The 23,648-nt window shown below is 72.5% G+C and carries 19 protein-coding genes; 13 read left to right on the top strand and 6 right to left on the bottom strand.

All coding sequences use genetic code 11. The annotated features are described in order from the left end of the window. Positions 1-843, bottom strand: an 843-nt coding sequence (locus tag BCD48_RS28820) for a DUF222 domain-containing protein (RefSeq protein ID WP_349308055.1), incomplete at its 3' end; no start/stop codon positions are given. 1,360 nt (positions 844-2,203) lie between these two features. Beyond that, on the bottom strand, positions 2,204-2,326 hold the full coding sequence (locus BCD48_RS55035) for a hypothetical protein (protein WP_274536587.1): 123 nt from the start codon (positions 2,324-2,326) through the stop codon (positions 2,204-2,206). A 559-nt stretch (positions 2,327-2,885) separates the two neighbouring features. Here BCD48_RS55035 and BCD48_RS28810 point away from each other — a divergent pair. The 3 genes from BCD48_RS28810 to BCD48_RS28800 all read left to right on the top strand — a co-directional run bounded on the left by BCD48_RS28810 (position 2,886) and on the right by BCD48_RS28800 (position 6,029). Next, on the top strand, positions 2,886-4,076 hold the full coding sequence (locus BCD48_RS28810) for a sulfotransferase family protein (protein WP_241842056.1): 1,191 nt from the start codon (positions 2,886-2,888) through the stop codon (positions 4,074-4,076). A gap of 226 nt (positions 4,077-4,302) precedes the next feature. Continuing rightward, complete coding sequence (locus BCD48_RS28805) at positions 4,303-4,872, top strand: hypothetical protein (RefSeq protein ID WP_071051526.1); 570 nt, start codon at positions 4,303-4,305, stop codon at positions 4,870-4,872. 44 nt (positions 4,873-4,916) lie between these two features. Next, positions 4,917-6,029: a magnesium transporter CorA family protein gene (locus BCD48_RS28800; protein WP_241842055.1), complete on the top strand. Its 1,113-nt coding sequence runs from the start codon at positions 4,917-4,919 to the stop codon at positions 6,027-6,029. Between the two features lie 18 nt (positions 6,030-6,047). On the opposite strand, the gene BCD48_RS28795 is transcribed toward BCD48_RS28800, so the two are convergent. Continuing rightward, positions 6,048-6,710: a DUF2249 domain-containing protein gene (locus BCD48_RS28795; protein WP_083419349.1), complete on the bottom strand. Its 663-nt coding sequence runs from the start codon at positions 6,708-6,710 to the stop codon at positions 6,048-6,050. Positions 6,711-6,762: 52 nt separating this feature from the next. Between BCD48_RS28795 and BCD48_RS54150 the strand changes: the two genes are divergently transcribed. The 7 genes from BCD48_RS54150 to BCD48_RS28760 all read left to right on the top strand — a co-directional run bounded on the left by BCD48_RS54150 (position 6,763) and on the right by BCD48_RS28760 (position 14,075). Beyond that, positions 6,763-7,587: a helix-turn-helix transcriptional regulator gene (locus tag BCD48_RS54150; RefSeq protein ID WP_071051525.1), complete on the top strand. Its 825-nt coding sequence runs from the start codon at positions 6,763-6,765 to the stop codon at positions 7,585-7,587. Beyond that, on the top strand, positions 7,584-8,015 hold the full coding sequence (locus BCD48_RS28785; protein WP_071051524.1) for a hypothetical protein: 432 nt from the start codon (positions 7,584-7,586) through the stop codon (positions 8,013-8,015). Before BCD48_RS54150 ends, BCD48_RS28785 begins: the two co-directional genes overlap by 4 nt. A gap of 38 nt (positions 8,016-8,053) precedes the next feature. Then, positions 8,054-8,386 (top strand): cupin domain-containing protein, encoded by a 333-nt coding sequence (locus BCD48_RS28780; protein ID WP_071051523.1) that lies wholly within the window; start codon positions 8,054-8,056, stop codon positions 8,384-8,386. A gap of 145 nt (positions 8,387-8,531) precedes the next feature. Beyond that, a complete protein-coding gene (locus tag BCD48_RS28775) occupies positions 8,532-9,707 on the top strand; it encodes an EfeM/EfeO family lipoprotein (protein ID WP_083419348.1) in 1,176 nt (391 codons plus the stop codon). Then, positions 9,704-10,975 carry an iron uptake transporter deferrochelatase/peroxidase subunit gene (efeB, locus tag BCD48_RS28770; RefSeq protein ID WP_071051521.1) on the top strand — a complete coding sequence of 424 codons (1,272 nt, stop codon included), beginning with the start codon at positions 9,704-9,706 and terminating at the stop codon, positions 10,973-10,975. Before BCD48_RS28775 ends, efeB begins: the two co-directional genes overlap by 4 nt. Before the next feature lie 487 nt (positions 10,976-11,462). Then, complete coding sequence (locus BCD48_RS28765) at positions 11,463-13,097, top strand: phospholipase C (RefSeq protein ID WP_071051520.1); 1,635 nt, start codon at positions 11,463-11,465, stop codon at positions 13,095-13,097. Between the two features lie 180 nt (positions 13,098-13,277). Further along, complete coding sequence (locus BCD48_RS28760; RefSeq protein ID WP_071051519.1) at positions 13,278-14,075, top strand: aminotransferase class IV family protein; 798 nt, start codon at positions 13,278-13,280, stop codon at positions 14,073-14,075. A gap of 10 nt (positions 14,076-14,085) precedes the next feature. Here the strand turns inward: BCD48_RS28760 and BCD48_RS28755 are convergent, their stop codons facing one another. Together BCD48_RS28755 and BCD48_RS28750 are read right to left on the bottom strand one after the other, a co-directional pair. Further along, positions 14,086-16,770, bottom strand: a complete 2,685-nt coding sequence (locus tag BCD48_RS28755) for a polynucleotide kinase-phosphatase (protein WP_071051518.1) — start codon at positions 16,768-16,770, stop codon at positions 14,086-14,088. Beyond that, complete coding sequence (locus tag BCD48_RS28750; RefSeq protein WP_071051517.1) at positions 16,767-18,332, bottom strand: 3' terminal RNA ribose 2'-O-methyltransferase Hen1; 1,566 nt, start codon at positions 18,330-18,332, stop codon at positions 16,767-16,769. The genes BCD48_RS28755 and BCD48_RS28750 overlap by 4 nt, the downstream gene beginning before the upstream one ends. A gap of 476 nt (positions 18,333-18,808) precedes the next feature. Here BCD48_RS28750 and BCD48_RS28745 point away from each other — a divergent pair, with 476 nt between their 5' ends. The 3 genes from BCD48_RS28745 to BCD48_RS28735 all read left to right on the top strand — a co-directional run bounded on the left by BCD48_RS28745 (position 18,809) and on the right by BCD48_RS28735 (position 22,450). Next, positions 18,809-20,371 (top strand): APC family permease, encoded by a 1,563-nt coding sequence (locus BCD48_RS28745; protein ID WP_241842054.1) that lies wholly within the window; start codon positions 18,809-18,811, stop codon positions 20,369-20,371. 292 nt (positions 20,372-20,663) lie between these two features. Beyond that, positions 20,664-21,899, top strand: a complete 1,236-nt coding sequence (locus BCD48_RS28740) for a TauD/TfdA family dioxygenase (RefSeq protein ID WP_083419346.1) — start codon at positions 20,664-20,666, stop codon at positions 21,897-21,899. Further along, positions 21,896-22,450, top strand: a complete 555-nt coding sequence (locus BCD48_RS28735; protein WP_071051516.1) for an HD domain-containing protein — start codon at positions 21,896-21,898, stop codon at positions 22,448-22,450. The genes BCD48_RS28740 and BCD48_RS28735 overlap by 4 nt, the downstream gene beginning before the upstream one ends. A gap of 49 nt (positions 22,451-22,499) precedes the next feature. Here the strand turns inward: BCD48_RS28735 and BCD48_RS28730 are convergent, their stop codons facing one another. Continuing rightward, positions 22,500-23,402, bottom strand: coding sequence for a hypothetical protein (locus BCD48_RS28730; RefSeq protein ID WP_083419345.1), 903 nt, complete (start codon positions 23,400-23,402; stop codon positions 22,500-22,502). Positions 23,403-23,648: the final 246 nt, after the last annotated feature.

Raw genomic sequence — 23,648 nt, 5'->3', positions numbered from 1 at the left:
GTGTGCGGGGATCGGTCCGTGGCCGACGAGTTCGGTGGGGTTGTCGTCGAGTCCGGCGAGGGTCCCGACCGGGGCGATCACCTGGATCTCGACGGTGACCCGTTCGCGCCGGTTCCCGAGGAGCAGGGCGGTCAGGACGTCGGCGCGTCGGGCGCCGATCGGGCGGCTGTCGCYGTCGCTGTGGGCGTCGGTTCTGGCGATCCGGTCGATCAGGTCGAAGATTGCCCGTGCGTCCTCGGCGGGCAGGGTCGCCGACAGCAGCGCCATGCCGTCCTCGGCCGGCTCGATCGACACGTCCCGTTTCGCTTTCGCTTCGTCGCGGCGCCGGGCGGCGGCGGCAGGATCAAGCCGGCTGATCATGCGGTGGATTTTGCGTCGCCACTGGGTGGGTGAGCTCAGCTGGCTGCCGGCGAGCATCTGTGCCTCCACCGTCGCGCGTTGCCCGTCGGACAGGACACCGGTCAGCGCGTGCAGCGCGCGTAGCCGGGTCTGGTCCAGCTCGCCGGCCGTCAGGGCGTCGAGGGCGGCCGGGAAGCGGTGGGCGAGGTCCCAGGCCTGGTCGAGTCGGCTGGTCATCGTCCGCGGCGACTGACCCAGCTCGGCCGCCAGTTCGTCGCCCAGATACGGCGAGAACGGCTCACCCTCCCCGTCGCCGTCCAGGCACCGGCCGGTGTCCGGGCGTAGCTCCGCCCACCGCACCTGCGCCCGGATCGCCAGCCCCTCCAACCGCGACGCCAGCCGCACGAGACCTACCACCAGATCGAACGCCTCCGCCTCCCCGCACGCCGCCAGACCCGCGAGCAGCTCGTCGAAGACCCCACCCACCGCAGCCAACCGAGCCACCAACCCACCACCCGCCCCAAGCCCATCGACGACAGACCCGTCGATGACCTGCCCGCTGGTGGTCGGCCTTTCGAAGTCAGCGACGCGGGTAGTGGGCATGCCACCGGGCGGAACGGATGCGGCAGAGGCGGCCCCAGGCGCCGACCGAGCTGGACGATGGGTTGCCGCCACGCCGCCCGCGGCCAAGGCCCCGGTATCGATCGGGATCCCGGCCCGCGGGATTGCGTCACCGGGCGAGATCGTGCCGGGACGGGACGGTGGTACCCGGGCCGCGCGACGCGCGACAACCGAGGCGGCCGACGTTCCCCTGGCGGCTGGCGAGCCGGCGGGACACCGCGCGCCCGGGACATCCGCCGAATCGGCGGTGCCCGCCGCCGGCGCCGTCTCGACCCGCCGCCCCTGCGCGGCCGTCCGCGACGGCGGGCGTCGCGACGCCGCCCGCGCTGCCGACCGGCCACACCCGGGACCCGCCAGTCGCGAGACCCGATCTGGCCGCGCCGTGACGGCCGCGACAGCCGCCGTGGTGTCCGCGGTTGACGAGTTCCGGGACAACGGCACAGCCCCATCGTCCAGACCGTCGCCACGCATTTCGAACATGCGTTCATCCTAGGCGGGAAAACGGAATAACACAAACCGCCAACCAGGCTGTATAACCCAATTATTGGGCCTTCCGGCTCAGCCCTGGAGCACTCTGAAATCTAATGCGGAGAGACCGAATAGGAGCCCTATCGAGAGGTCGGTACCCAATACTGATTTGCGCACAGGAAGGCTGATCGACACGGTGTTGGGCACCCGATGAAGACGGTTACCCTTCAAAGACTGCTGCGACCCTGTACGGCACCGCGCAGGCGCCCAGGTCCGAATCGGGTCCAATGCTGCGACAGGCAACGTTGGCCCGCCGCGGCGCGAGTTCTGGAACCGGTCAGACGTAGCGCGCCGCCGGTGACGCGTAGCGTCTGGTTGATCATCGACCTGCTGGCGCAGGCGGCGGGGCGAACGTTCGTTGGAGCTAGATCCTGCGGCCGACGTCCTGGCCGGGTCGCCGCTGTCAGAAGGGCATACCGGTGGGCCGGCCGTCGGCGTCGTCGATGACCGAGTCCCGCCGCCGACTCGGCGTCGAGCCGTGGCACGTGCTGTTCGACCCGCTGTTCGACCGCCGCGTGGGCGGTCATCGTGGTCGGTCACCGTGGGCCGGTCGGGGTACCACGAGTCAGCCCCGGGTCGTCAAGCGCGCGATCTCCCCATACGCCGCCAGCGCGGCCAAGGGCAGGATCCGCAGCCGCAGGCCATCGTCGGCGCCGGCATCATCAACCAACGCGACTCTCCAGAAGCCCGGCGCCACCTGACCGAGCACCCTGGGTCAGGCCAAAGCCGACCAAGGGCCGGTGATGACGCAGGTGAGTCCCGGGTACTGCACGTTGATGACGAGGTGGCGTCCGTCGGGGGTGAAACGGGCGCCGGAGAGCTCGCTGGCCCCGACCACGCCGGGCTCGGGGAAGTCCTCCGGTGACCAGTGGTGCAGGCGACGGGGGTGACCAGCCCATCGGACATCCGCGTCCCACCGGCACCGAAGGAGGTGTACCGGAACCCGCGCGGCAGGGCCAGCTCCGGCCCGGCCGGGACGAGCGGGCCCAGGCCGACCGGCGTTCCGCCGCCGCCGGCGGCGCCGGCGGCGCCGGTGGTGGTGGTCTGAGCGACACCGCTCGTGGGTGTACCGGCCCAGGCGGCCTGGCCGAGGCTCGCGCCGAACAGGCCGAGTCCGGTGGCGGTCAGTACCTGCCTGCGTGTCGCACCCATCGCATCCCGCCGTTCGGTTGGTCGCGCGGCCGGACGGCCGGCCGGACGGGAGGCACGCTAGGGACGAGCGGAAAGGACCCGGCGACGGATCCGGGTCCGCCGGACTGACGCGGGGCAAACAGTTCGTGGTCGACCTGAGCCCACCGAGAGGTCTACGCCGCGGTTTCGCTGGTAGCGGGTCCGTGATCGGGCAGCACCCGGACGGTTGCCCCGTTGCCGGGCCGCCAGCTGGACGTGGTTGTCTGGTGAGCGTGACCCCGGATGAGCTGCTCGCGTCGGCACGCGAGACCACAGGCCTCGACGACTTCGGTGACGACGAGCTGTTCGGTGGGGACGGCTGGCGTGACGGACTGGACGTCCTTCTCAAGAGCCTGGAGAACGACGGCAGGCTGACCGAGTTCGGCCAGGTCGCCGTGGCGGGCGAGCTGGGCGGGTACCTGGCCAACCGGCTGCGGATCGTCGCGCATCACCGCGCGTACCCGGAGATCAGGGAACGCGACGTCGCGTCACCGGTCGTCATCATCGGGCAGGCCAGGACGGGCACCACCATGCTGTTCGACGTCCTCGCCCAGGACCCGGCCCACCGGGCGCCGCTGACCTGGGAGGTCGAGGCCCCGCTGCCGCCGCCGCGAACCGAGACCTACGAGACCGATCCCCGGATCGCCCAGACCGAGGAGCTCATCGGGCTCGTCGACCTGTTCATCCCGGAGTTCCGGTCCATCCACCAGCTCGGCGCCGGGCTCGCGCAGGAATGCGGCCGGATCACCGGCAGCGCGTTCACCAGCGCGATCTTCGCGACCCAGTACCGCGTCCCCGGCTACCTGCGCTGGTGGCTGCACGACGCCGTGCGCGACGGCCACGTCGCCGCCTCGTACACCTGGCACCGCCGCTTCCTGGAACTGCTGCAGAGCGAGCACCCGGGCACCCGATGGCTGGTGAAGTCGCCGGCGCACGTGTGGACGCTGCCGCAGCTGATGGCCGAGTACCCGGGCGCCCTGCTCGTGCAGACCCATCGGGACCCGGCCCGCATCATGGCCTCCACGGCCAGCATGCTGGCGTCGTTGCGCCGCCTCTATACCGACGACGTGGACGCGACCGAGATCAGCGAGGAGTTCGCCGAGCTGATCCTCGACGGCCTCGACCGGACCGTGGACGCGCGCCTCGACGGCACGGTGCCGGCCGGGCAGGTCATCGACCTGCAGTTCGCCGGCCTCATGGACGACGCCCTCGGTGCCGCGCGCGCGGTCTACGACCAGTTCGGCTTCGAGCTGCCCGCCGACACGGCGGCGCGGATGACCCGCTTCGCGCGTGACTACGCCCGTGAGCCCCACGGCCACCAGTACACCTTCGCCGACACGGGCATGGACCTCGACGAACTGCGCGCCCGCACCGCCCGTTACACCAAGTACTTCGCCGTCACCGAGGAAGCGGTCTAAGGCGTCCGACCGGAGGGTGGGCGTGCGCCTGTTTTGATCATCAGGCCACGGATAGCCGGACCGAGGGAACGCAACCGACTCGTTTGCCGCCCCGCGCCCGGTCAGTTCGCGACCAACCTGGTCCCGCTGGGTGGGAGTCAAGCCGTTTCGGCCTCCGAGGATGACGCGTGTGTCACCATCTGCCGGGGGTGCCGCTCGCGCGCCGTCGAGGAAAGGGACAGGCCAGGTGGGTGCCAGACGGTGGGTGTTGGTCGTGGGCGTCGCCGTGGGGCTGTTGGCCGTCGGAGGCGGGGCCGGATTCTTCGCCGGGCGGCTGTCCGCGCCGGACTCCTCGCCGGCGATCCGACCTGCCTGGCCGGGTGAGAAGGTCCAGCACGCGGACGCGGCGCGCTACGGGAACATGATGCTGCGGCCGATCGGGCTGACCTGCGGGATGCACTGGGTCTCCGGCACGCATGCCGAGTGGGAGGCCCGCGGGCAGTACTGCCGGCTCGGCGTCGTCGTCAACAACGTCGACACGGCCTTTCACGACCTCGACACCGGCGCCCAGCGCCTCGTCGACGCGACGGGGAAGAGCTACGCGCCCAGCTTCGACGCGATGCGGATCAGGCGCCAGCCGGACGTCATGACGATCGGCGCCCACGATGCCGTGGCGCTCGACATCTGGTTCGACGTGCCGAACGACACCCAGATCGTCGCCGCCCGGCTGAAAGGCGACGACGACCCGAGCGGCATCGACCCGGTGGCCAACACGCCACGTCCGCCGGGCGGCGTCCCGGTGCCACTGTCCCTGTAACGAACCGTCCGCACCGCGGGGAGCCGGAGAGAAGGGTGAGCCCGATGGGCGACGCTACCGCCGACGTCGCGCGCCGCGCCGACGGCGACGGCGACGGCGACGCGGGCGAGGAGGGCGGACGACCGGAGCAGCTGTGCCGGGTCGACCCGGACGCCGACCCCGCGAACCGGGTGGGCCGGCAGCTGCCGCGCACCCGGGTCTACCGCGGCGGCAAGCTGGAGGCCGAGGGATTCCCGGTCGCCCAGATCAGCGACTACCTCGCCGAGCCGGACACCGTGGTGTGGCTCGACCTCTGCGCGCCGCGGACCGATGAGCTGCACGTCATCAGCGATGAGCTGAACCTTTCCGCGCTCGCCGTCGAGGACGCGGTCAGCCCGCGGGAGCGCCCCAAGCTGGACCACTATGCCAGCCACCTGTTCCTGAACGCCTACGCGGTCACCCTCGACGAGAACAGCGGTGAGCTGACGAGCCATGAGGTGGGCGCGTTCATCACCGAACGGGCGCTGGTCACCGTCCGCGCCGACGAGGGTTTCGACGTCGACGGCCTGATCGCGCACTGGGGCGAGGCCGACCCGGATCTCGCGCGTTTCGGCGTGAGCTACCTCGTGCACGGCCTGCTCGACTTCATCGTCGACCAGCACTTCGCCGCCGTGCAGTCGCTCGACACCGAGATCGAGGCGCTCGAGGACATGCTGTTCGACGAGCGCCCGCAGGACGGCGCGGTCCAGCGGCGCAGCTACCAGCTGCGCAAGAGCCTTGTCCTGCTGCGCAGGCTCGTCCTGCCGATGCGCGAGGTCGTCAACACGATCATGCGGCGCGACCTGCACCTCGTCGACGCCGAGATGGCGCCCTACTACCAGGACGTCTACGACCACGTCCTGCGGGCGACGGAGTGGACCGAGAGCATGCGCGACCTCGTCACCACGATCCTGGAGACGAACCTGACGATCCAGGGCAACCGGCTGAACCTGATTATGAAGAGGCTGACCGGGTGGGCGGCCATCATCGCTGTGCCGACCGCGATCACCGGCTTCTACGGCCAGAACGTGCCCTATCCGGGCTTCGGCACGGAGTGGGGCTTCGTGGCCAGCGTCGTGGTCCTGGTCGCGTGCGCCCTGACGCTGTATGCCATCTTCAAACGCCGCGACTGGCTGTAACCCGGTCCGGGGCCGGAGTCAGTTCGCCGGCGGCGGGGCCGTTCCCACGACGAGGGCCTGACGACGGCGGTGGACGGTGAGGTATCGCAGGCCTTCGTCATCGGCGGCGAGCCTGCGCAGTGAACGGCGGGGAAGCCACAGCAGTGCGCCGGGCGCGAGGTCGAAGGTGCCGCGTTCGGTGGAAAGCGTGCCCGAGCCGGCGAGTACGTGAACCAACACGTCGACATCGGGGCCACGGTGCGCCTCGATGGTCCCACCCGGCGGCAGGGCGATGACGTTGGAGTCCAGATCGCGCTCGCCGACTGGGAGCTTCCAGACCGCGCCGGCCAGGTCCGGCTCTCCGGTGCCGGCCGCGAGGTCGCCCGTGTTGACCAGGACGCGGGGGAGCGGCGTGCTGGCGCGCTTGGTGATCCGGATCCGCCAGTGGCGTTGCTCGGAGTTGAGGTACTCCCAGTCGAAACCGCCCGCGTGCTCGGTTTCGAGCTCGGCACGCAGGTGCCGGGGGTCATGGTCGTTGACCAGGACGAACGAGCCGCCCGTAGAGAGTGCCGCATAGGTGGCGAAGATCGCCGGGTGCCTGTCGACCTTGCGCAGAGAGCGCACATCGAGCTCGTCCTCCGGCGTCTGGCCCGTCCGTGCCTCGTGGTCCGTGCCACGTGGGGCCGTCTGGTGCTGGGGCATTCGTGTCCTCCATGCCTGTTTTTACAAGTCCTACTTGTGTAAAATAGCGGCCATGGCGAACGAAGGCGAGCGGGCGCGCGTCGACGGCTCGTCGCCCGACAGCCGGCGGCTCGATGTGCTGCGAGTGCTCAAGGCGGCGGGCGCGCCGCGCGGCATCGCCGAGATCGCCGACGAGCTGGGCGTGCACCCGAACACCATCCGGTTCCACCTGGACACGCTGGTCGCGAACGGGCAGGCCGAGCGGGCGCCGTCCGACCGGCGCCGGCCGGGCCGGCCCCGCGCCCTCTTCCGGGCCGTGCGGGGGATGGACCCGGGCGGGCCGCGGCACTACCGGGTCCTCGCCGAGATCCTCATGGAGAGCGTGGCCGCCGGCTCCGATCCGAGTACGCGCGCGATCGAGGCCGGCCGGGCCTGGGGGCGGCGGGTCGCCTCGACCGCGTCCGTCGGCGCTGCCCACGGCGCCGTGGGCGACGGCGCTGGCGCTGGCGCTGACGACAATGGCGCTGACGACGACGGCGCGGTTGGCGACAGCGCTGACGTTGGCCGCGGTCGGGGCGATGGGTCCCGCCTCGCGGACGCGGCCAGCCGGAGGCAACCGGTCGCGCGGCTGGTCCGGCTGCTCGATGACCTGGGCTTCGCGCCCGAGCCACCCGGCGTGGGCGTGGACGCTGGTTCCGATCTCCGGGTCCGGCTGCGGCACTGTCCGTTCCTCGAGCTCGCCGAGACGCGGGCGCAGGTCGTGTGCCCGGTCCATCTCGGCGTGATGCGCGGTGCCCTGGATGCCTGGAAGGCGCCGCTCACCGTGGACCGGCTGGAGCCGTTCGCCGAACCGGACCTGTGCGTCGCCTACCTGGTCCCCGTGGGAGGAAGGTCATGAGCGCTGGGCAGTCGGTCGCTGTCGCGGTCACATTCGTGTGGCTGGGCATGGTGTTGGCCATCTCGTTCCTCGAAGCTCCGCTGAAATTCCGCGCCCCGGGCGTAACTGTGCCTATCGGGCTCGGCATCGGCCGGCTGGTGTTTCGGGCCCTCAACACGGTCGAGACCGCTCTCGCCGCGGCGATCGTGCTCCTCCTCGCCATTGACCCCCCTCGCCGGCCCACCGTCGTCGTTCTCGCGGTGGCCGTCGCCGTCCTTGCCACCCAGCTGGCCGCGGTCCGTCCCAAGCTCGCCCGGCGCTCCGGCGCCGTTCTCGCGAGCCGGGACGCGCCTCGTTCGTCTGCTCACCACGCCTACGTCGTCCTCGATGCGGCCAAGGTGGCGGCGCTCCTCGCGGGTGGCGTGCTCCTGCTCACCGCCGCGGCCTGACCGAACAAGCCCGACCAGCTACGACGTGGGGAACCGCGATGGAGACGACCTCGTTGACGGCGATCGCCGAGGAACAGCTGGCGCGGGCCCGCCAGGCCCACGCTGGCCGGGCGGCCCACCCGCTCCACGGCGGGAGCGGGAGCGCCTTGCGCCAGACCGTGATCGCCCTGCTGGCGAACCACGAGCTCGCCGAGCACGAAAGTCCAGGCGAGGCCACCCTCCAGGTGCTGCGCGGTCGCGTTCGGCTCACCACCGGCCACGAGGCCTGGAGCGGCGCGGCCGGCGACCATGTGACCATCCCGGCCGAGCGGCACGCCCTCGCCGCCGTCGAGGACTCCGTCGTCCTGCTGACGGCCGTCATCCGTCGGTAACCGCGTCACATCGCGCCTGTTCCTCCCGAGGTGGCGTGCTGTCGGGCGGGCGAATGTACGTCGAACATCGGATGACGTCTCGGCCCGGACCGGCCGGTATGGGTGCCGAGCCGCCTAAATTTCGCCGGTGCGACGACGAACGTGGATGCTCGTCGCGGCCGGTGCCGCGACCGTCGCCCTCGCCGGTGGGCTGACGCTCGCGCTGACCGCGGGGGACGGCGGGCCCGGTGACGGTCCGTCCGCCCAGGCGGAGCCGGTCCGCGTCTCGATCGGTCTGAGCGGATGCGGCAACGGGTGGACGAAACCGGTCGCCGGTCAGCAGGACTTCCTGCTCGTCAACACCGACCTGCGTGACGGTGACGCCCAGCTCATCGACCCGTCGACCGGCGCGGTCTACGCGGAGGTCGAGCCGCTCGGGTCGGGGGCATCCGCGCACCTGCGCATCGTCCTCGGGCACGGCAGCTACGCGTTCCGCTGCGTGATGGAAGAAGACCAGGCGATCACGGGCCCGACCGTCACCATCTCGGGCACCGCGCGCACCCCGGTCCCGCCGGTGCTGCCGGTCACCCAGAACGACCTGATACCGATCGCGCGCGCCTACGAGAGCTACGTGACGGGCGTGCTGCCCGGCCTGATCAGCCAGACGGAGACGTTGCGGACGGACATAGCGCGAGGTGACCTGGCCGCGGCGCGCCGCGACTGGTTGCCCGCCCATCTGAGCTACGAGCAGCTTGGCGCCGCATACGGCGCCTTCGGGGATGCCGACGACGCCATCAACGGGCTTCCCGACGGGCTGCCAGGCGGCCTCAAGGACGACGACTTTGCCGGCTTTCACCGCCTCGAGTACGGGTTGTGGCACGGGCAGAGCGCCGGGGACGTGCTGCCCGTCGCGGATGCTCTCCTCACGGCGGAGCGCGGCCTGCGCACCGACTTCCCGCACGCCCAGGTCGACCCGAGCGACATCGCCATCCGGGCGCACGAGATCACCGAGAACACCCTGCAGTTCACGCTGACCGGTCACGACGACTTCGGCTCCGGCTCGGGGCTCGCGACCGCCCGGGCGAACCTGGACGGCACGAGGACGGTGCTGGGCCTGCTGCGGCCCCTGCTGACCACACGCCTCGCCTCGCTGCCGAGCCTGGACGCCCTGATCGCTACCACGGACCGGGACCTCGCGGGGCTCGCGCGGCCCGACGGCACCTACCCGCCGATCGCCGACCTGTCCACCGCGGACCGGGAGCGCGTCGACAGCGACTTCGGCGGGCTGAGCGAGCAGTTGGCCCCGGTCGCGTCCATCACCGAGCCGAGGCGGACGTCGTGACCCCTGCCAACCCCGATCCGGGGCTCAACCGGCGCGTGCTGCTGCGCGGCTCGGCCCTCGCCACCGTCGCGGCCGCGGCCGGCGCCGCGGTGACGGCCGACACCGCCCTCGTCGGGCCGCCCGCCGAGGCCGCGGCGGGCGCGCCGGCTGGACCCGCCGTCCGCGCCCCCCGCGTCGTGCCCTTCCACGGCGCCCACCAGTCGGGCATCGTCCTGCCCGCGCAGGCCTACGCGATCACCGCGGCCTTCGACGTCACCGCCCGTTCCAGGGGCGAGCTGGTGGACCTGATGCGCGCCGTCACGGACCGCGCCCGCCTGCTGGCCACCGGCGGCACCCCGCCGAACGACGGCATCTCCGCGCCGCCCGCCGACTCCGGCCTGCTGGGCCCGACGATCGGTGGCAGCGGTCTCACGATCACTGCCGCCGTGGGGGCATCGCTGTTCGACGACCGGTTCGGCCTCGCCGCCGCCCGCCCCAGCAAGCTGCGCACGATGCCGACGTTCCCGAACGACAGCCTCGACCGGTCCCAGTGCGACGGCGATCTGCTGCTGCAGATCTGCGCCGACGCGCCCGACGCCCCGCTGCACGCCGTCCGCGACCTCACCCGGCACAGCCGCGGCGGCATGCAGCCCCGCTGGCGGGTCGACGGCTTCCTGTCGCCGCCCCGGCCGGACGGGGCGCCGCGCAACCTGATGGGGTTCAAGGACGGCACGGCGAACCCGGCGGTCGCCCAGCCGGCGATCGCCGACAAGGTGCTGTGGGCCGGCGGCAAGGACGAGCCCGCGTGGGCATCCGGCGGCAGCTATCTCGTCGTCCGGGTGATCCGCATGCTGGTCGAGTTCTGGGACCGGGTGACGATCGCCGAGCAGGAGCGCATGATCGGCAGACGTCGGGACACGGGCGCGCCGCTGTCCGGCGACGTGGAGAAGGACACGCCCGACTACACCGACGACGCCGCCGGCGGGAAGACACCGTTGGACGCCCACATCCGGCTGGCGAACCCGCGTACGCCCCAGACGGCCGCGAGCATCCCGCTGCGCCGGGGCCACAACTACGACCGCGGCCTGGACAGCAACGGCAACCTGGACATGGGCCTGGTCTTCACCTGCTTCCAGCAGGACGTGGCCCGGCAGTTCGAGGCGGTGCAGGCGCGACTGGCCGACGAGCCGCTGACCGACTACATCGTGCCGTTCGGCGGGGGCTACTTCTTCGCGCTGCCCGGGGTGCGGGACAGCGCCGACTGGTTCGGCCGGGCGCTGCTGACCTGACGGCCGGCGCCGGGCGCCCGGCGCCCGGCGCTGCCCGTCACGCGGCCAGGCGCTCGTGGCGTCGGCGGGCGGGCACGTCACGTCGGCTTGCTGGCCCGGCCCGCCGGTGCGCCGGCCACGGGTCGACAGCCGGCCGCGCGGGCTTGGCCGCGGGAGTTCACCGCATGACGCTTCGCCTCCCGCCGCCGCGTGCCTCATCTACCAACCTGTAGTAGAAATAAGCCGTGCTCGCCGTCGGACGCCCTTCGCGCCGATTCTGACGCCCCTTTCTTCTATTTCGCTGTAGAAGAATTGTGTGTGCGGCCAGATAGCGATGTCATTCGCGAAGATGTGTGTCGATAGACGGACAGCGTTCGCTTTCTCGTTAGTTTTTCAGCCCCGCCCGGCCGCCTGAGAGGACGAATCTGCTCCGCTGGGCACCGCGGGGCGGAGTTATCGCCGCGGCGCGGAGAAGCAGCCCCGGGAGCCCTGACGAGAGGAGCAGCGCGTGACCCTCAGTACGCGACTTCGGCGCGCCGGCCTGGCCGTTGCCGCCGCGGCCGCCGCGGCGGCCGGTATCGCCGCGTTCCAGATGCAGCCGTCGTCAGCCACGCCGCCCGCCGACCACTCGGGCTCGACGACGACGCCGATCAAGCATGTCGTGGTCATCTTCGATGAGAACGTGTCGTACGACCACTACTTCGGCACGTACCCGACCGCCGCGAACACGGACGGTACGCAGTTCACGGCCCGGCCCCATACGCCGGCCAACAACAACCTGGTCTCCAGCGGCCTGCTGACCAGCAACCCGAACACGTACCCCCCCACCCGGCTGAGCTCGTCCCAGGCGCTCACCTGCGACCAGAACCACGGGTACGGCGCGGAGCAGAAGGCACTCGACGGCGGCCTGATGGACAAGTTCGTCCAGAACGTCAGCGTCGACACGTGCTCCGGCAACCTGTACAAGGCGCCGGGCCTGACGATGGACTATTACGACGGCAACACCGTCCCCGCGATGTGGAACTACGCGCAGTACTTCGCGATGAGCGACAACTCGTGGGACACCACGTTCGGGCCGTCGACTCCCGGCGTGCTCAACCTGGTCGCCGGACAGACCCACGGCGTGACCGCCCACAACCCGACGACCGGGGCGCAGGTCAGCGACGCGTACACGGTGGTCTCCCCGGACGCGAACGGCGTCGGCACGGTTATCAACGACCCTGACCCGTACTACGACGACTGCTCCGACAAGAACCACACGGCGACAAACGCGCTCGCCGCGATGTCGGGCCAGAACGTCGGCGACCTGCTGAACGCCAAGGGCGTGACGTGGGGCTGGTTCCAGGGCGGCTTCAAGCCGACCACCCCGTACGCCGGCCCCGGCACCTACGCCGTGTGCGGCTCGACCCACACCAACATCGGCGGCGCCAGCTCGGTGGACTACAGCCCGCACCACTCGCCCTTCGGGTACTACGAGTCCACCTCGAACCCGCACCACCTGCCGCCTTCCTCCGTCCGAGCGATCGGCCACACGGACCAGGCCAACCACAACTACGACCTGACGGACTTCGACGCCGCGCTCAAGGCGAACAACCTGCCGGCCGTCAGCCTCCTGAAGGCCTCGGAGTACCAGGACGGCCACCCCGGCTACTCGGACCCGACCGACGAGCAGAACTTCCTCGTCTCCGAGATCAACGCCATCCAGAGCTCCCCGGCCTGGCATGACACCGCCGTCGTCATCGCCTACGACGACTCGGACGGCTGGTACGACCACGTCGCGCCGACCATCCTGAACGGCTCGTCCGACACCGCCAACGACTCCGCGATCTGCACCGGCGCGGTGGCGAAGGCCGGCGTCGCGAAGGGCTACCAGGACCGGTGCGGACCCAGCCAGCGCCTGCCCCTGCTGGTGATTTCGCCGTTCGCGAAGGCGAACTACGTCGACCACTCGTACACGGAGCAGGCCTCGATCCTGAAGTTCGTCGAGGACAACTGGTCGCTCGGCCGCGTCGGCGACGGCTCGTTCGACACGCGCGCGGGCAGCCTGGGCAGGCTGTTCGACTTCCACGACCCCGACCCGCGTTGGCTCATCCTCAACACGGATGGGTCGATCAAGGCCGCACGCGGCAACCTTCACTACTGAGGTCGCGCCGCCTGCCCGGGGGGTGAAAGCTGGCTCCGGGTAGGAGATCTCACGACGGCCCCCGAGCACTGCTCGGGGGCCGTCGCCCGCGCTCGGCCGCGGGCGGCCGGGATGCCAGAGGAGGTGCTCTGATCTCGCCGGCCAGGTCGGCCCAGGTGGCCGGATGCCACACTGGGCGGCATGGCGGAGCTCGACGGCGTCGCGATCGACGTCGACCAGCTCGAGGCGCTCGCGCTCGTCAACTACGGGCACTTCACCTCGATGGAGGTGGCGGACGGGCGGGTGCGGGGACTGTCGCTGCACCTGGAGCGCCTGGTACGCGACTGCCGCCAGCTGTTCGACGCCGAGCTGGACCCCGACCGGGTGCGTCACCTGATCCGCCGCGCCATGGCCGGCACGACGGCGCCGGTCGTCGTCCGCGTCACCGTCTTTGACCCGGACCTGCGGCTCGGCCGCCTCGGCGCCGACGCTGTCCCGCGCCTCCTCGTCACCACCCGACCCGCGCCCCGGCCGGCCGCCGCGGCGGCGGCGCCGCCCGGGCTGCGCCTGCGGTCGGCGTGCTACCGGCGAGACCTGCCCGAGGTCAAGCACGTCGGGCTGTTCGGCGCGCTGCGCCTGCGGCGGGCCGCCCAGCGCGCCGGCTACGACGACGCGGTGTTCACCGACGCCGGCGGCGTCCTGTCCGAGGCCACGACGTCCAACCTCGGGTTCGTGACCGGCGGCCGCGTGCTGTGGCCCAGCGCCGAATGCCTGCCAGGCGTCACGATGCGGCTCATCGACCAGGAGCTCGGCGCGGACGCGACGACGACCGCCGTCACGCTCGCCGACCTGCCCCACCTGGACGGGGCGTTCGCCACCAACGCCGCGACCGGCGTCCGTCCGGTCGCGGCGATCGACGACGTCCGCTGGCCTGGCGACCACCCCTTCACGCGCGCGCTGGTCCGGCGGTACGAGGCCATCCCCCCCGAGCCGCTGTAGCGGCGGGGGGTCACAGCCGGGGGTCGACCGGCTCGGACTCGAGCGCGAGGACGGCGAAGACGCATTCGTGGACGCGCCAGAGGGGCTCGCCGGCGGCGGCGCGTTCCAGTGCCTCCAGGCCCAGGGCGTACTCGCGGAAGGCCAGCGAGCGCTTGCGGCCGAGGCCACGGGAGCGCAGGCGGTCGAGATGCTCGGGGCGCAGGTAGTCCGGGCCGTAGATGATCCGCAGGTACTCCCGGCCACGGACCTTGACACCCGGCTGGACGAGGCCGCGCCGGCCGCGAGCCAGCCCGGCCGCGGGCTTCACGACCATCCCCTCGCCGCCAGCCTGTTCGGACGTCAGCTCCTCCCACCAGGCAACGGCGAGAGCGACCGACGCCGGGTCGCTCACCCGCACCGGGACCCGCCGGGTGGTCGTGACGAGGTCGCCGCCGGCCGCGGCCAGGCGGTCGGCGACCGCCAGGTGCCAGTCATGCGGCCGGTCGACGTACGTCGTCCCGGCCGCGGCCCGGCTCGCCGGACCGCCGGCGAGCAGCATGAACGGCGCGATCCTCACGCCGGCCAGGCCGTCGACCGCCCAGCAGTAGCGCCGGTAGGCGCGCGTGAACGCCGCCGCGTTGTCGAGCCGGTCCTGGGTCTTGGCCAGCAGGCCCGCGACGTCGATCCCGCGCGCGGCGGTCGCCGCGAGGGCCGAGACCGCGGCCGGCAGGGCGCCCCGGGCGGCGGCCCCCGCCGCCGCGTACTGCCGGGACAGCAGCTCGCTGGCCTTGGCGCTCCACGGCATGATCTCCGTGTCGAGCACCAGCCAGTCGGCACCCAGCTCGTCCCACAGCCCGGCCTCCGCCACGGCGGCCCGCAGCCGGCCGAGCAGTTCCTCGGCCAGCCCGGGGGAGAAGAACGGCCGGCCCGTGCGGGTGACCACCGCGCCGGTGGTCCCGTCGGTCGCGCCGAACCGGGCCGCCGCGACATCCGCGTCCCGGCAGACGACCGCGACCGCGCGCGACCCCATGTGCTTCTCCTCGCACAGCAGCTCGTCGACGCCGTCGGCTCGGTAGGCCTCGAACGCCTCGACCGGGTGCTCCAGGTAGCCGGGCAGCGTGGACGTGGGCGGCGGGCTCATCGTCGGAGGCAGGTAGACCAGCCAGCGCGGGTCGACCGCGAACCGGCTCATCACCTCCAGCGCGGCCAGCGCGTTCTCCGCCTGGATCCCCACCCGCCCGCCATGCCGCGTCTCGACCACCCGCCGGCCGAGCACGTCGGCGACGTCCAGCAGGTCGCCTTCCCGGTGCCCGGCGTTCGCGAGCGGGTCGACGGCGACGGGTGACAGCGTCGCCAGCAGCGCGTCGGCGGACGCCAGGTCCGCGACGGCCGGGCCGGTCACTGGGGTGGGCTCGGCGAGCGGGCGGGCGGGCTCGAAGTAGACGCGGCCGGCCGGGACCGAGACCAGCTCTCGTTCCGGGTAGCGCAGCGCGGTCAGCCGGCCGCCGAAGACACAGCCGGTGTCCAGGCAGAGGGTGTTGTTCACCCATTCCGGCTCGGGCACGGGAGTGTGGCCGTAGAGGACGGTTGCCGTGCCGCGGTACTCGTTCGCCCACGGGTAGCGCACCGGCAGGCCGTACTCGTCGGTCTCGCCGGTGGTGTCCCCGTACAGCGCGAACGAGCGGACGCGGGCCGACGCGCGGCCGTGGTAAGCCTCCTTGAGCCCGGCGTGCGCGACGATCAGCCGTCCGCCGTCGAGGACGTAATGCGCGACGAGCCCGTCGCAGAACTGCGTGGCCTGGTCGCGGAACTCGGCGCTCTCGGCGTCGAGCTGCGCGAGCGACTCGGCGAGCCCGTGCGAGACCGTCACCTTCTTCCCGCGCAGCGCGCGAACCAGCTTGTTCTCGTGGTTGCCGCACACGACGAAGGCGGTGCCGTCGGCGACCATGCCCATCGCGAGGCGCAGCACGCCAGGCGTGTCCGGCCCGCGGTCGACCAGGTCGCCGACGAACACCACGCGCCGCCCCGCCGGGTGGCGCGCGCCGGACGGGCGGCCGGCCTCGTCGTGGCGCAGCTTGTACCCGAGGCCGACGAGCAGCGTCTCGAGCTCGGCGCGGCAGCCATGGACGTCGCCGATCACGTCGAACGGGCCGGTCTCGTGCCGCAGGTCGCTGAACAGCTTGGTATAGGTGATGGCCGCCGCCGACACCTCGGCCTCCGAGCGCAGCACGCGGACGTGGCGGAAGCCCTCCCGGGCAAGGCCGCGCAGCGACTGGCGCAGGTCGGCGCGCTGGCGCCGGATCACGTGCGGGCCGAAGTCGCGGTCGGGGCGGGTGGCGTTGCGCTCCAGGCAGACCCGCTCGGGCAGGTCGAGCACGATCGCCACCGGCAGCACGTCGTGCTCGCGTGCCAGCTCGACGAGGGACTGGCGGGCGTGCCGCTGGACGTTCGTCGCGTCGACGACGGTGAGCCGGCCCGCGGCGAGCCGCTTCCCGGCGATGTAGTGCAGCACGTCGAAGGCGTCGCCGGACGCGGACTGGTCGTTCTCGTCGTCCGCGACCAGCCCGCGGCAGAAGTCCGACGAGAGCACCTGCGTCGGCTGGAAACGGGTACGGGCGAACGTCGACTTTCCCGAGCCGGACGCGCCGACGAGCACGACGAGGCAGATCTCGGGAATCGCGATCACAACCGGTTCCTCGGTCGGTGTGTGGGTCATCGCGCGTCACCGATCCTGTCCAGTACGGCCAGCTGGGTGGGCGCGCCGAGTTCCGGGTCCGCGGCGCCGACCCCGCCGAGGCGGGCGGTGTAGGGGTAATGGGCGGCGAGGTCCTTGACCCAGGCGGCGAACTCGTCCCTCGTCCACTCGAACCGATGGTCGCGGTGGCGCGGCGCGCCCGGTGCCAGCCCCTCGTAGCGGACGTTGTACTCGACGTTCGGCGTGGTGATCACGACGAGCCGCGGCCGGGCCTCGCCGAGGACGGCGGCGGCGAGCGCGGGCAGCCGCGGCGGGTCGACGTGCTCGACGACCTCGCTGAGCACGGCCGCGTCGAGGCCCGCGATCCTGGCGTCCCGGTACGTCAGCGACGACGCGACGAACCGCAGCCGCGCCCGCACCCGGTCGGGCAGCCGGTCGGCCCGCAGCCGGCGGGCGGCCAGCTCGAGCGCGCGGTGCGAGACGTCGACCGCCACGATCTCGGCGAAACGCGGGTCGGCGAGCAGGTCCCCGACGAGCTTCCCGTCGCCGCAGCCGAGGTCGGCGACGCTGCGCGCGCCGGCGGCCCGCAGCACGTCGAGGATCGCCTGCCGCCGCAGCGCCGCCAGCGACGGCGGGCGCGACTGTGTCTCTGCCGCGGCCGTCCCGGCCGCTCGCTCCGTTCCGTCGGGTGACTCCCGCGGCGCGTCCCGCGCCTGCGGCGACGGCTCAGAGCCGGTCGTGCCGGCGGCCTCGGCCTCCGCCTCCGCCTCGGCCTCGGTCTCGGTCTCCGAGGCGAGCAGGTCCGGTTCGAAGCCGGTGGAGACATCCTCGTCGGGGATGTCCTCGACGCCGCCGAGGCGGGACAGCGCGGCCGAGGCGAGGCCGGCCCGGTGGGCGAGGTAGCGGCGGGCGATGAGCTGGCGCTCCGGATGGCCCGGCAGCCAGCTCGCGCCCTCGCGCACCAGCTTGTCGATCTCGTCGCGGCCGACGTAGTAGTGCTTGCCGTCGTCGAGGACTGGCAGCAGGACGTAGAGCTGGGTGAGCGCGTCGGCCAGCCGGACCGTCCCGGTGAGTGTCACGTCGTGGTGCGCGGCCGTGCCCCACTCCGGGAACAGCGGGTCGAGCGGGGCGGGGACAGCGGCTACCCGCCAGCCGAGCGGCGCGAACAGGCGCTCGACCAGGGGCGCCCCGCCGCGCCGGCAGGGGAGCGCCGGGACGTGGATCTCCAGGGGGATCGGCGTCGCGGCCAGCTCCGGCCTGGCCTTGCAGATCCCGGCCATCGCCGTGGAGAAGACGGCCGCCATCGCGACCGCGAGCAGGCTGGAGGCCGCGTACGGCCGGTCGTCGACGTAGTGGGCCTCCGGGGCCCCGCCGCGGCCGCCCGGGCCCTTGCCCCGGACCAGGCCGACGGGGTCGATGTCGAGCAGCAGCGCCGCCGTACAACGCTCCTCGGCCGCCTCGGGGTAGAAGACATGGGCGCCGCCCGCCGCCGTGTCGAACCGCTGCGCCCGGTCGGGGTGCTTGTGCAGCAGGAACCCGAGATCGGTCGCGGGACGCGCGGTCGTGGTCAGGGTCAGCAGCATGCGGGGCATTCTTCCGGACGAGGATGGTCCTGTCATGCGGTTTCCTGGTTGTCAAAAGGCACTCCTCGGGGCGAGCGAGAAGCATTTTCCGGGAAATCATCTCGCGGTTCCAGGGTTCTCCGGTTCTCCGGCGCTTTGTGGGCGGCAATGCAGGGTCGAGCCATGGGTCTGGCGTCGATGCGACGTTCGGACACACTCCGGCGGGCGGCCTGCGCCCGTTCGCCGGACACTGGGCGACGGGCTTCCTGGTGTGTGTTCTTCGGTGGTCGCGATATCTGGAAAGTGGGGGGCGGTCGGCCATTTACGGGAGACAACCGGCCATGCGGCGCGGCGAAATCGAGCTGCCGCGGCCGTCAGGCCCGGACCAGCTGACTTCGCGCCTCGGCTCGTCAGATCAGGACCCGGAGGCTGTGCCGCCAAGGGCTGTGCCGCCAAGGGCTATGCCGCCAAGGGCTGTGCCGCCGCGGGCCGGGAAGATGACGCCGCACCTGGGCCTGCTCGGGCTGACGTTCGTCTCGCTCGGGTCGATCATCGGCTCCGGCTGGCTGCTGGGCGCGCTGACGGCCGCCCGGGTCGCCGGCCCCGCGTCGCTGGTCGCCTGGGTGCTGGCCGGCATCCTGATCACCGGCCTGGCGCTGGTGCACGCCGAGCTGGGCGCCGCCTATCCGGTCGCCGGCGGCAGCGCGCGTTACAGCCAGCTGGCGCTCGGCCCGCTCGCCGGGTTCGTCGCGGGGTGGCTCGCCTGGATCCAGGCCGTGGCCCTCGCGCCGATCGAGGCCGAGGCGGCGCTGTCCTACCTGAACAACGTCTGGCCGGGGCTCGTCAGCCCGGGCGGCACCCTCACCGGCCCGGGCCTGGCGCTCGGGGCCGCCGCGCTCGGGCTGTGCACGGTCATCAACGTCCTGGGCGTGCGGCGGCTCGCGGACACGAACGCCGTCACGGTCGTCTGGAAGTTCCTGATCCCGGTGGTGGCCGTCGCCACGCTGCTGGCCGTCGCCTTCACGCCGGGGAACTTCCACGCGGGTGGCGGGTTCGCCCCGTTCGGCGTGCATGGGATCTTCGCGGCGCTGCCGGCCGGCGTCGTGTTCGCGCTGCAGGGCTTCGAGCAGGCCGTCCAGATGGGCGGCGAGGCGCGCAACCCGGGCCGCGACATCCCGCGCGCCGTGATCCTGGCGACGCTGCTCGGTACGGCGGTCTACCTCGCGCTCGCGGTCGCCTTCCTGGGGGCGCTCGACCCGGCGTGGATCGCGGGGGGCTGGGGGCATCCGGTCGGCGAAGGTGACTACGGGCCCTACGCGACGATCGCGACCGGGCTTGGGCTCACCTGGCTGGCCGTGCTGCTCTACATCGACGCGGTGGTCTCTCCCGGCGGTACGGCGCTGATCTATGTAGGCACCTCGGCCCGGCTGGCGTACTCGCTTGGCCGGGCCGGCTATCTTCCGGGCGGCCTGACCCGGCTGGACCGCCGCGGCACCCCGGTGGTGGCCATCCTGCTCGCGTATGGCATCGGACTGGTGATGTTCCTGCCGTTCCCGGGCTGGCAGCAGCTGGTGACGCTGATCAGCTCGGCGACGTTCCTGACCTATGCGTTCGCGCCGGTCGCCCTGATGGTGCTGCGTCGCGCCGACGCCGACCGGCCACGCCCCTATCGGCTGCCGATGGCCGCCGTGCTGTCCCGGGTCGCGTTCGCCACGTCGAACCTGATCGTCTACTGGGCCGGGTGGGAGAACGACCAGAAGCTGGCCATGGGCATCGTCGCCGGGCTCGTGGTCTTCGCCGGCTACCGGGCAACCCAGCCAGCGGGACGCTGGCCCGCGCTGGAATGGCGCTCGGCGCTGTGGCTGGTGCCGTGGCTGGGTGGCCTGACCGTCATCTCCTGGCTCGGCCAGTTCGGCGGCGGTCTCGCCGTCATCCCTTTCTGGGTCGACCTCGCCGTCGTCATCGCCTTCAGTATCGCGATCTTCGAGCTCGCCGTCCGTACCGCTCCACCGGCCGCGCGCTCTCACCGCCTGATCGAGGCGGAACTCGCCCGTCCCTGAGCCGCCGTCGGCCCCAGGTGGGAGGTTTGCCACTCGGCATCCGGTTACCCGCGGGTTCATGGTGGGTCATCCGTAGACCAACCGGCGGTCGTGGCCGCCCGGGGAACGACGCGGACCCGGACCCGGGCGGCGGTGCCGGTACCGGCACCCGTCTCGACCGCAACGTCGACCTCGTCATCCCCGCGCCGTTCCCACCGCGCTGAGGCGGAGCGGGCGGAGTCGTCAGCTGGGTGTTCGCGGCGGTTCAGGATGACGTCATCATCCGGTCGTGGCGCGGGCGAATGCTGGGGCGATGAGCTTGGCGGGGCCCGTCAGCGTACTCACGATCGATGATCTGGTGTTGCCGGCGCTGTGGCTGCGCGACGCCTGCGGATGCGCCGAGTGCCGGCACCCGGGAACCGGGCAGCGCCTGGTGGGGTCCGCGCGGGTGGCCCGGCTGTTCCCGGACACGGCCGTCGAGCACCATGAACTGGCGGAGGGCAGGCTGACGGTCGTGTTCGCGCCCGACGGCCATCGGGCGACGTTCGAGCTGGACTGGCTGGCGCGCAGCGCCCCGGGGCGAGCGGCCCGGATCGGGGACCAGTCCGAGCGCGGCCGCGTGCCGTGGACCGCCGCCGCCCTGCCCGCCGGGCCGCCGCGGGTGGCCTGGGATGCCTACCTGCGCTCGCCGGTCGCCATGATGACCACGCTCGGCGCGGTCTCGGCACTGGGGGCGGCGATCCTCACCGAGGTGCCTGTGCGGTCCGGGATGGTGCTCGCGGTCGCCCGCACCTTCGGGTTCGTCCGGGAAACGAACTACGGCAAGCTTTTCGATGTTCGTATCGAGGCCGACCCAGAGCACCTCGCCTACACGGGCGCCGCCCTTGCGCCACACACCGACAATCCTTACCGCGACCCGGCGCCGACCGTGCAGCTTCTGCACTGCCTGCGGGCCGCCGGCGAGGGCGGAGACACCACGCTCATCGACGGCTTCGCCGCCGCGAGCCGGCTGCGTGACGTCGATGCGGCCGCGTTCGACACGCTCACCCGGGTCTGGCTGCCGTTCCGCTACGACGGGCCGACGACCATCCTCACCGCCCGCGCGCCGATCATCGCGATCGACAACGAGGGTGCCGTGACGCAGGTCCGCTGGAACGACCGGGCCCTGCAGCCACCCGAGGTCGAGCCCGACCAGGTCGCCGAGGTCTACCGGGCGCTCGCCGCGTTCGCCGCCGTGGTCGAGGCGCCTGACCTGGCGGTCACGCTGCGGCTGACGCCCGGCGACTGCCTGATCTTCGACAACACCCGGGTGCTGCACGGCCGGACCGCCTTCCAGCCGGACCCGGCGGGCGGCGGCCGCCATCTGCAGGGCGGCTACGTGGACATGGACGGTCTTCGCGGCACGCTCGACGTGCTGCGCCGCGACGGAAGCGGCGCCCGGCGCCCGGCGCCGGTCGCATCTGTGACATCTGTGACACCTGTGCCGGCGGCGCGGACCGCGGTGGCGACCACGCCCGCGGTGGCGACCGTGCCGGCGGTGGCCCGATGAGCGCGGGCGAGGCGCTCGCCGCCATCCACACGCTGTTCGACGCGGCGAGCTCGGCGGAGTACCTGGGCGAGTCGGTCTCGGTGGCCGGGCACTCGCTGCGGACGGCGGCCCGCGCGGTCGCCGCCGGCGCCGCGCCCGCGCTCGTCGCCGCCGCCCTGCTCCACGACGTCGGGCACATGCTGGACCGCGACTCGGCCGCCGCGCTGGCGCGCGGTGACGACATCCGGCACGAGGACACCGGGGCCGCGTGGCTGTCACGATGGTTCGGACCGGGGGTGACCGAACCGGTGCGCCTGCATGTCGACGCGAAGCGCTATCTCTGCGCCGTCGACCCCGGCTACTACGACGTCCTGTCGCCGATCTCCCGCAAGACGCTGGCGATGCAGGGCGGCCCGCTCGAAGGCGGCGAACTGGCCGCGTTCCAGGCGGGCGGATACGCCGAGGACGCCGCCGCGGTGCGGCGCTGGGATGACGCGGGCAAGGACGCCTCCGCCGTCATCCCGCCGCTCTCCGCCTACGACGACCTCCTCGCCCGCCTGGTCCGCGCGTAGGCGGGCGGCTGACGCCGCCCGTCCGTCGCCTGTTGCGCGGGGCGTCCGCTCACAGGATGGTGCGCCCGCACACCGTCTGGAGGTAGCCAGGCAGGCCGCTGGGTCCCGAGCCGGCGGGACAGGGCTGGCCGGCGGGGAGCATCGCGATGATCTGCATGGCGAGGTACTGGTCAGTGCACAAGCGCCGCCGCGGGTTTGCGGACGGGTCGGACGCGCTGAAGCTGTTCGCGTCGACACAGTCGCCGACGCCGGGGAGCCAGCCGCCATCCTTCGCCACGCAGAGAACCCTCTTGCTCGAGGCGTCGATCTCCACGGAGTAGCTGGCCTGCGGCGGGCACTGGTTCTTCGCGTCCACCCGACCCGCGATCTTGCCGAACCACATCTTGCCGAAACTCACGCCGTCGACGATCCACTCCTCATTCGTGCAGGGCACCTCGCCGAGGTTGTTCGAGTAGCTGTCGTACACCTCCAGGCAGTCGCCGATGCGGATCAGCCCACCGCCTCCGCCCAGGTCGCCCGGGTGCGGCGCCTTGAGGTTGCGCAGGCAGCCTGTGCTCTTCTCGAGACTGAGGCTGTTCGTCAGTGTGACGATCTCGTCGGTGTCGGCCGGGCAACCGACGTCGGCCACCGAGGACGTGCCGCCAAGGGGGTCCGCCGCCGCGCCGTCGGCGACGTCCAGTGCCGTGATCTTGGCGTAGGCGGTCTCGTCGTCGCACTTCACCGGGCCGTACTGGGGCGGCGACTTCAACTCGCCGTTCTGCGGGCTGCTCGTTATCACTCGCGGTTGCTCGGTGATCTTTACGCAGCTGCCCGCGGCGAAGGAGGACGTCGACGAGGAGTCCGACGACGAGGAGTCGTTGCCGTCGCCGTGATGGATGGCCTGCGCGACGCCGTAGCGCACCCCGCCGGCGACGACCAGGGCGACGACGACGCCGAGCACCCGGCGGGCCACGACGCGGCCGCGCCGTGGCGGTTTGCTCGGGGCCGGCGGTGGGGCAGACCCGGGCGCCGCCGGGCCGCCGGGCGGCCGCGGCCATGGGGGCGTGGTCCCGGCGGCCGGTGAGCCGGAAGCCGGCGGCCAACTGGGTGGCGGACCCGGCGGGACTGGGCCGGGTTGGCCCGCGCCCGGTTGTGGTGGGACTGGCTGTCCGGTCGGGGGTGCCCAGCTGGCGGCCGTGGGGGGCGGCCCGCCTGCTGG

This window comes from Pseudofrankia coriaricola (genome assembly GCF_001854805.1).
Lineage (GTDB): Bacteria > Actinomycetota > Actinomycetes > Frankiales > Frankiaceae > Pseudofrankia.
This window is presented reverse-complemented; position numbering and strand designations above follow the sequence as displayed.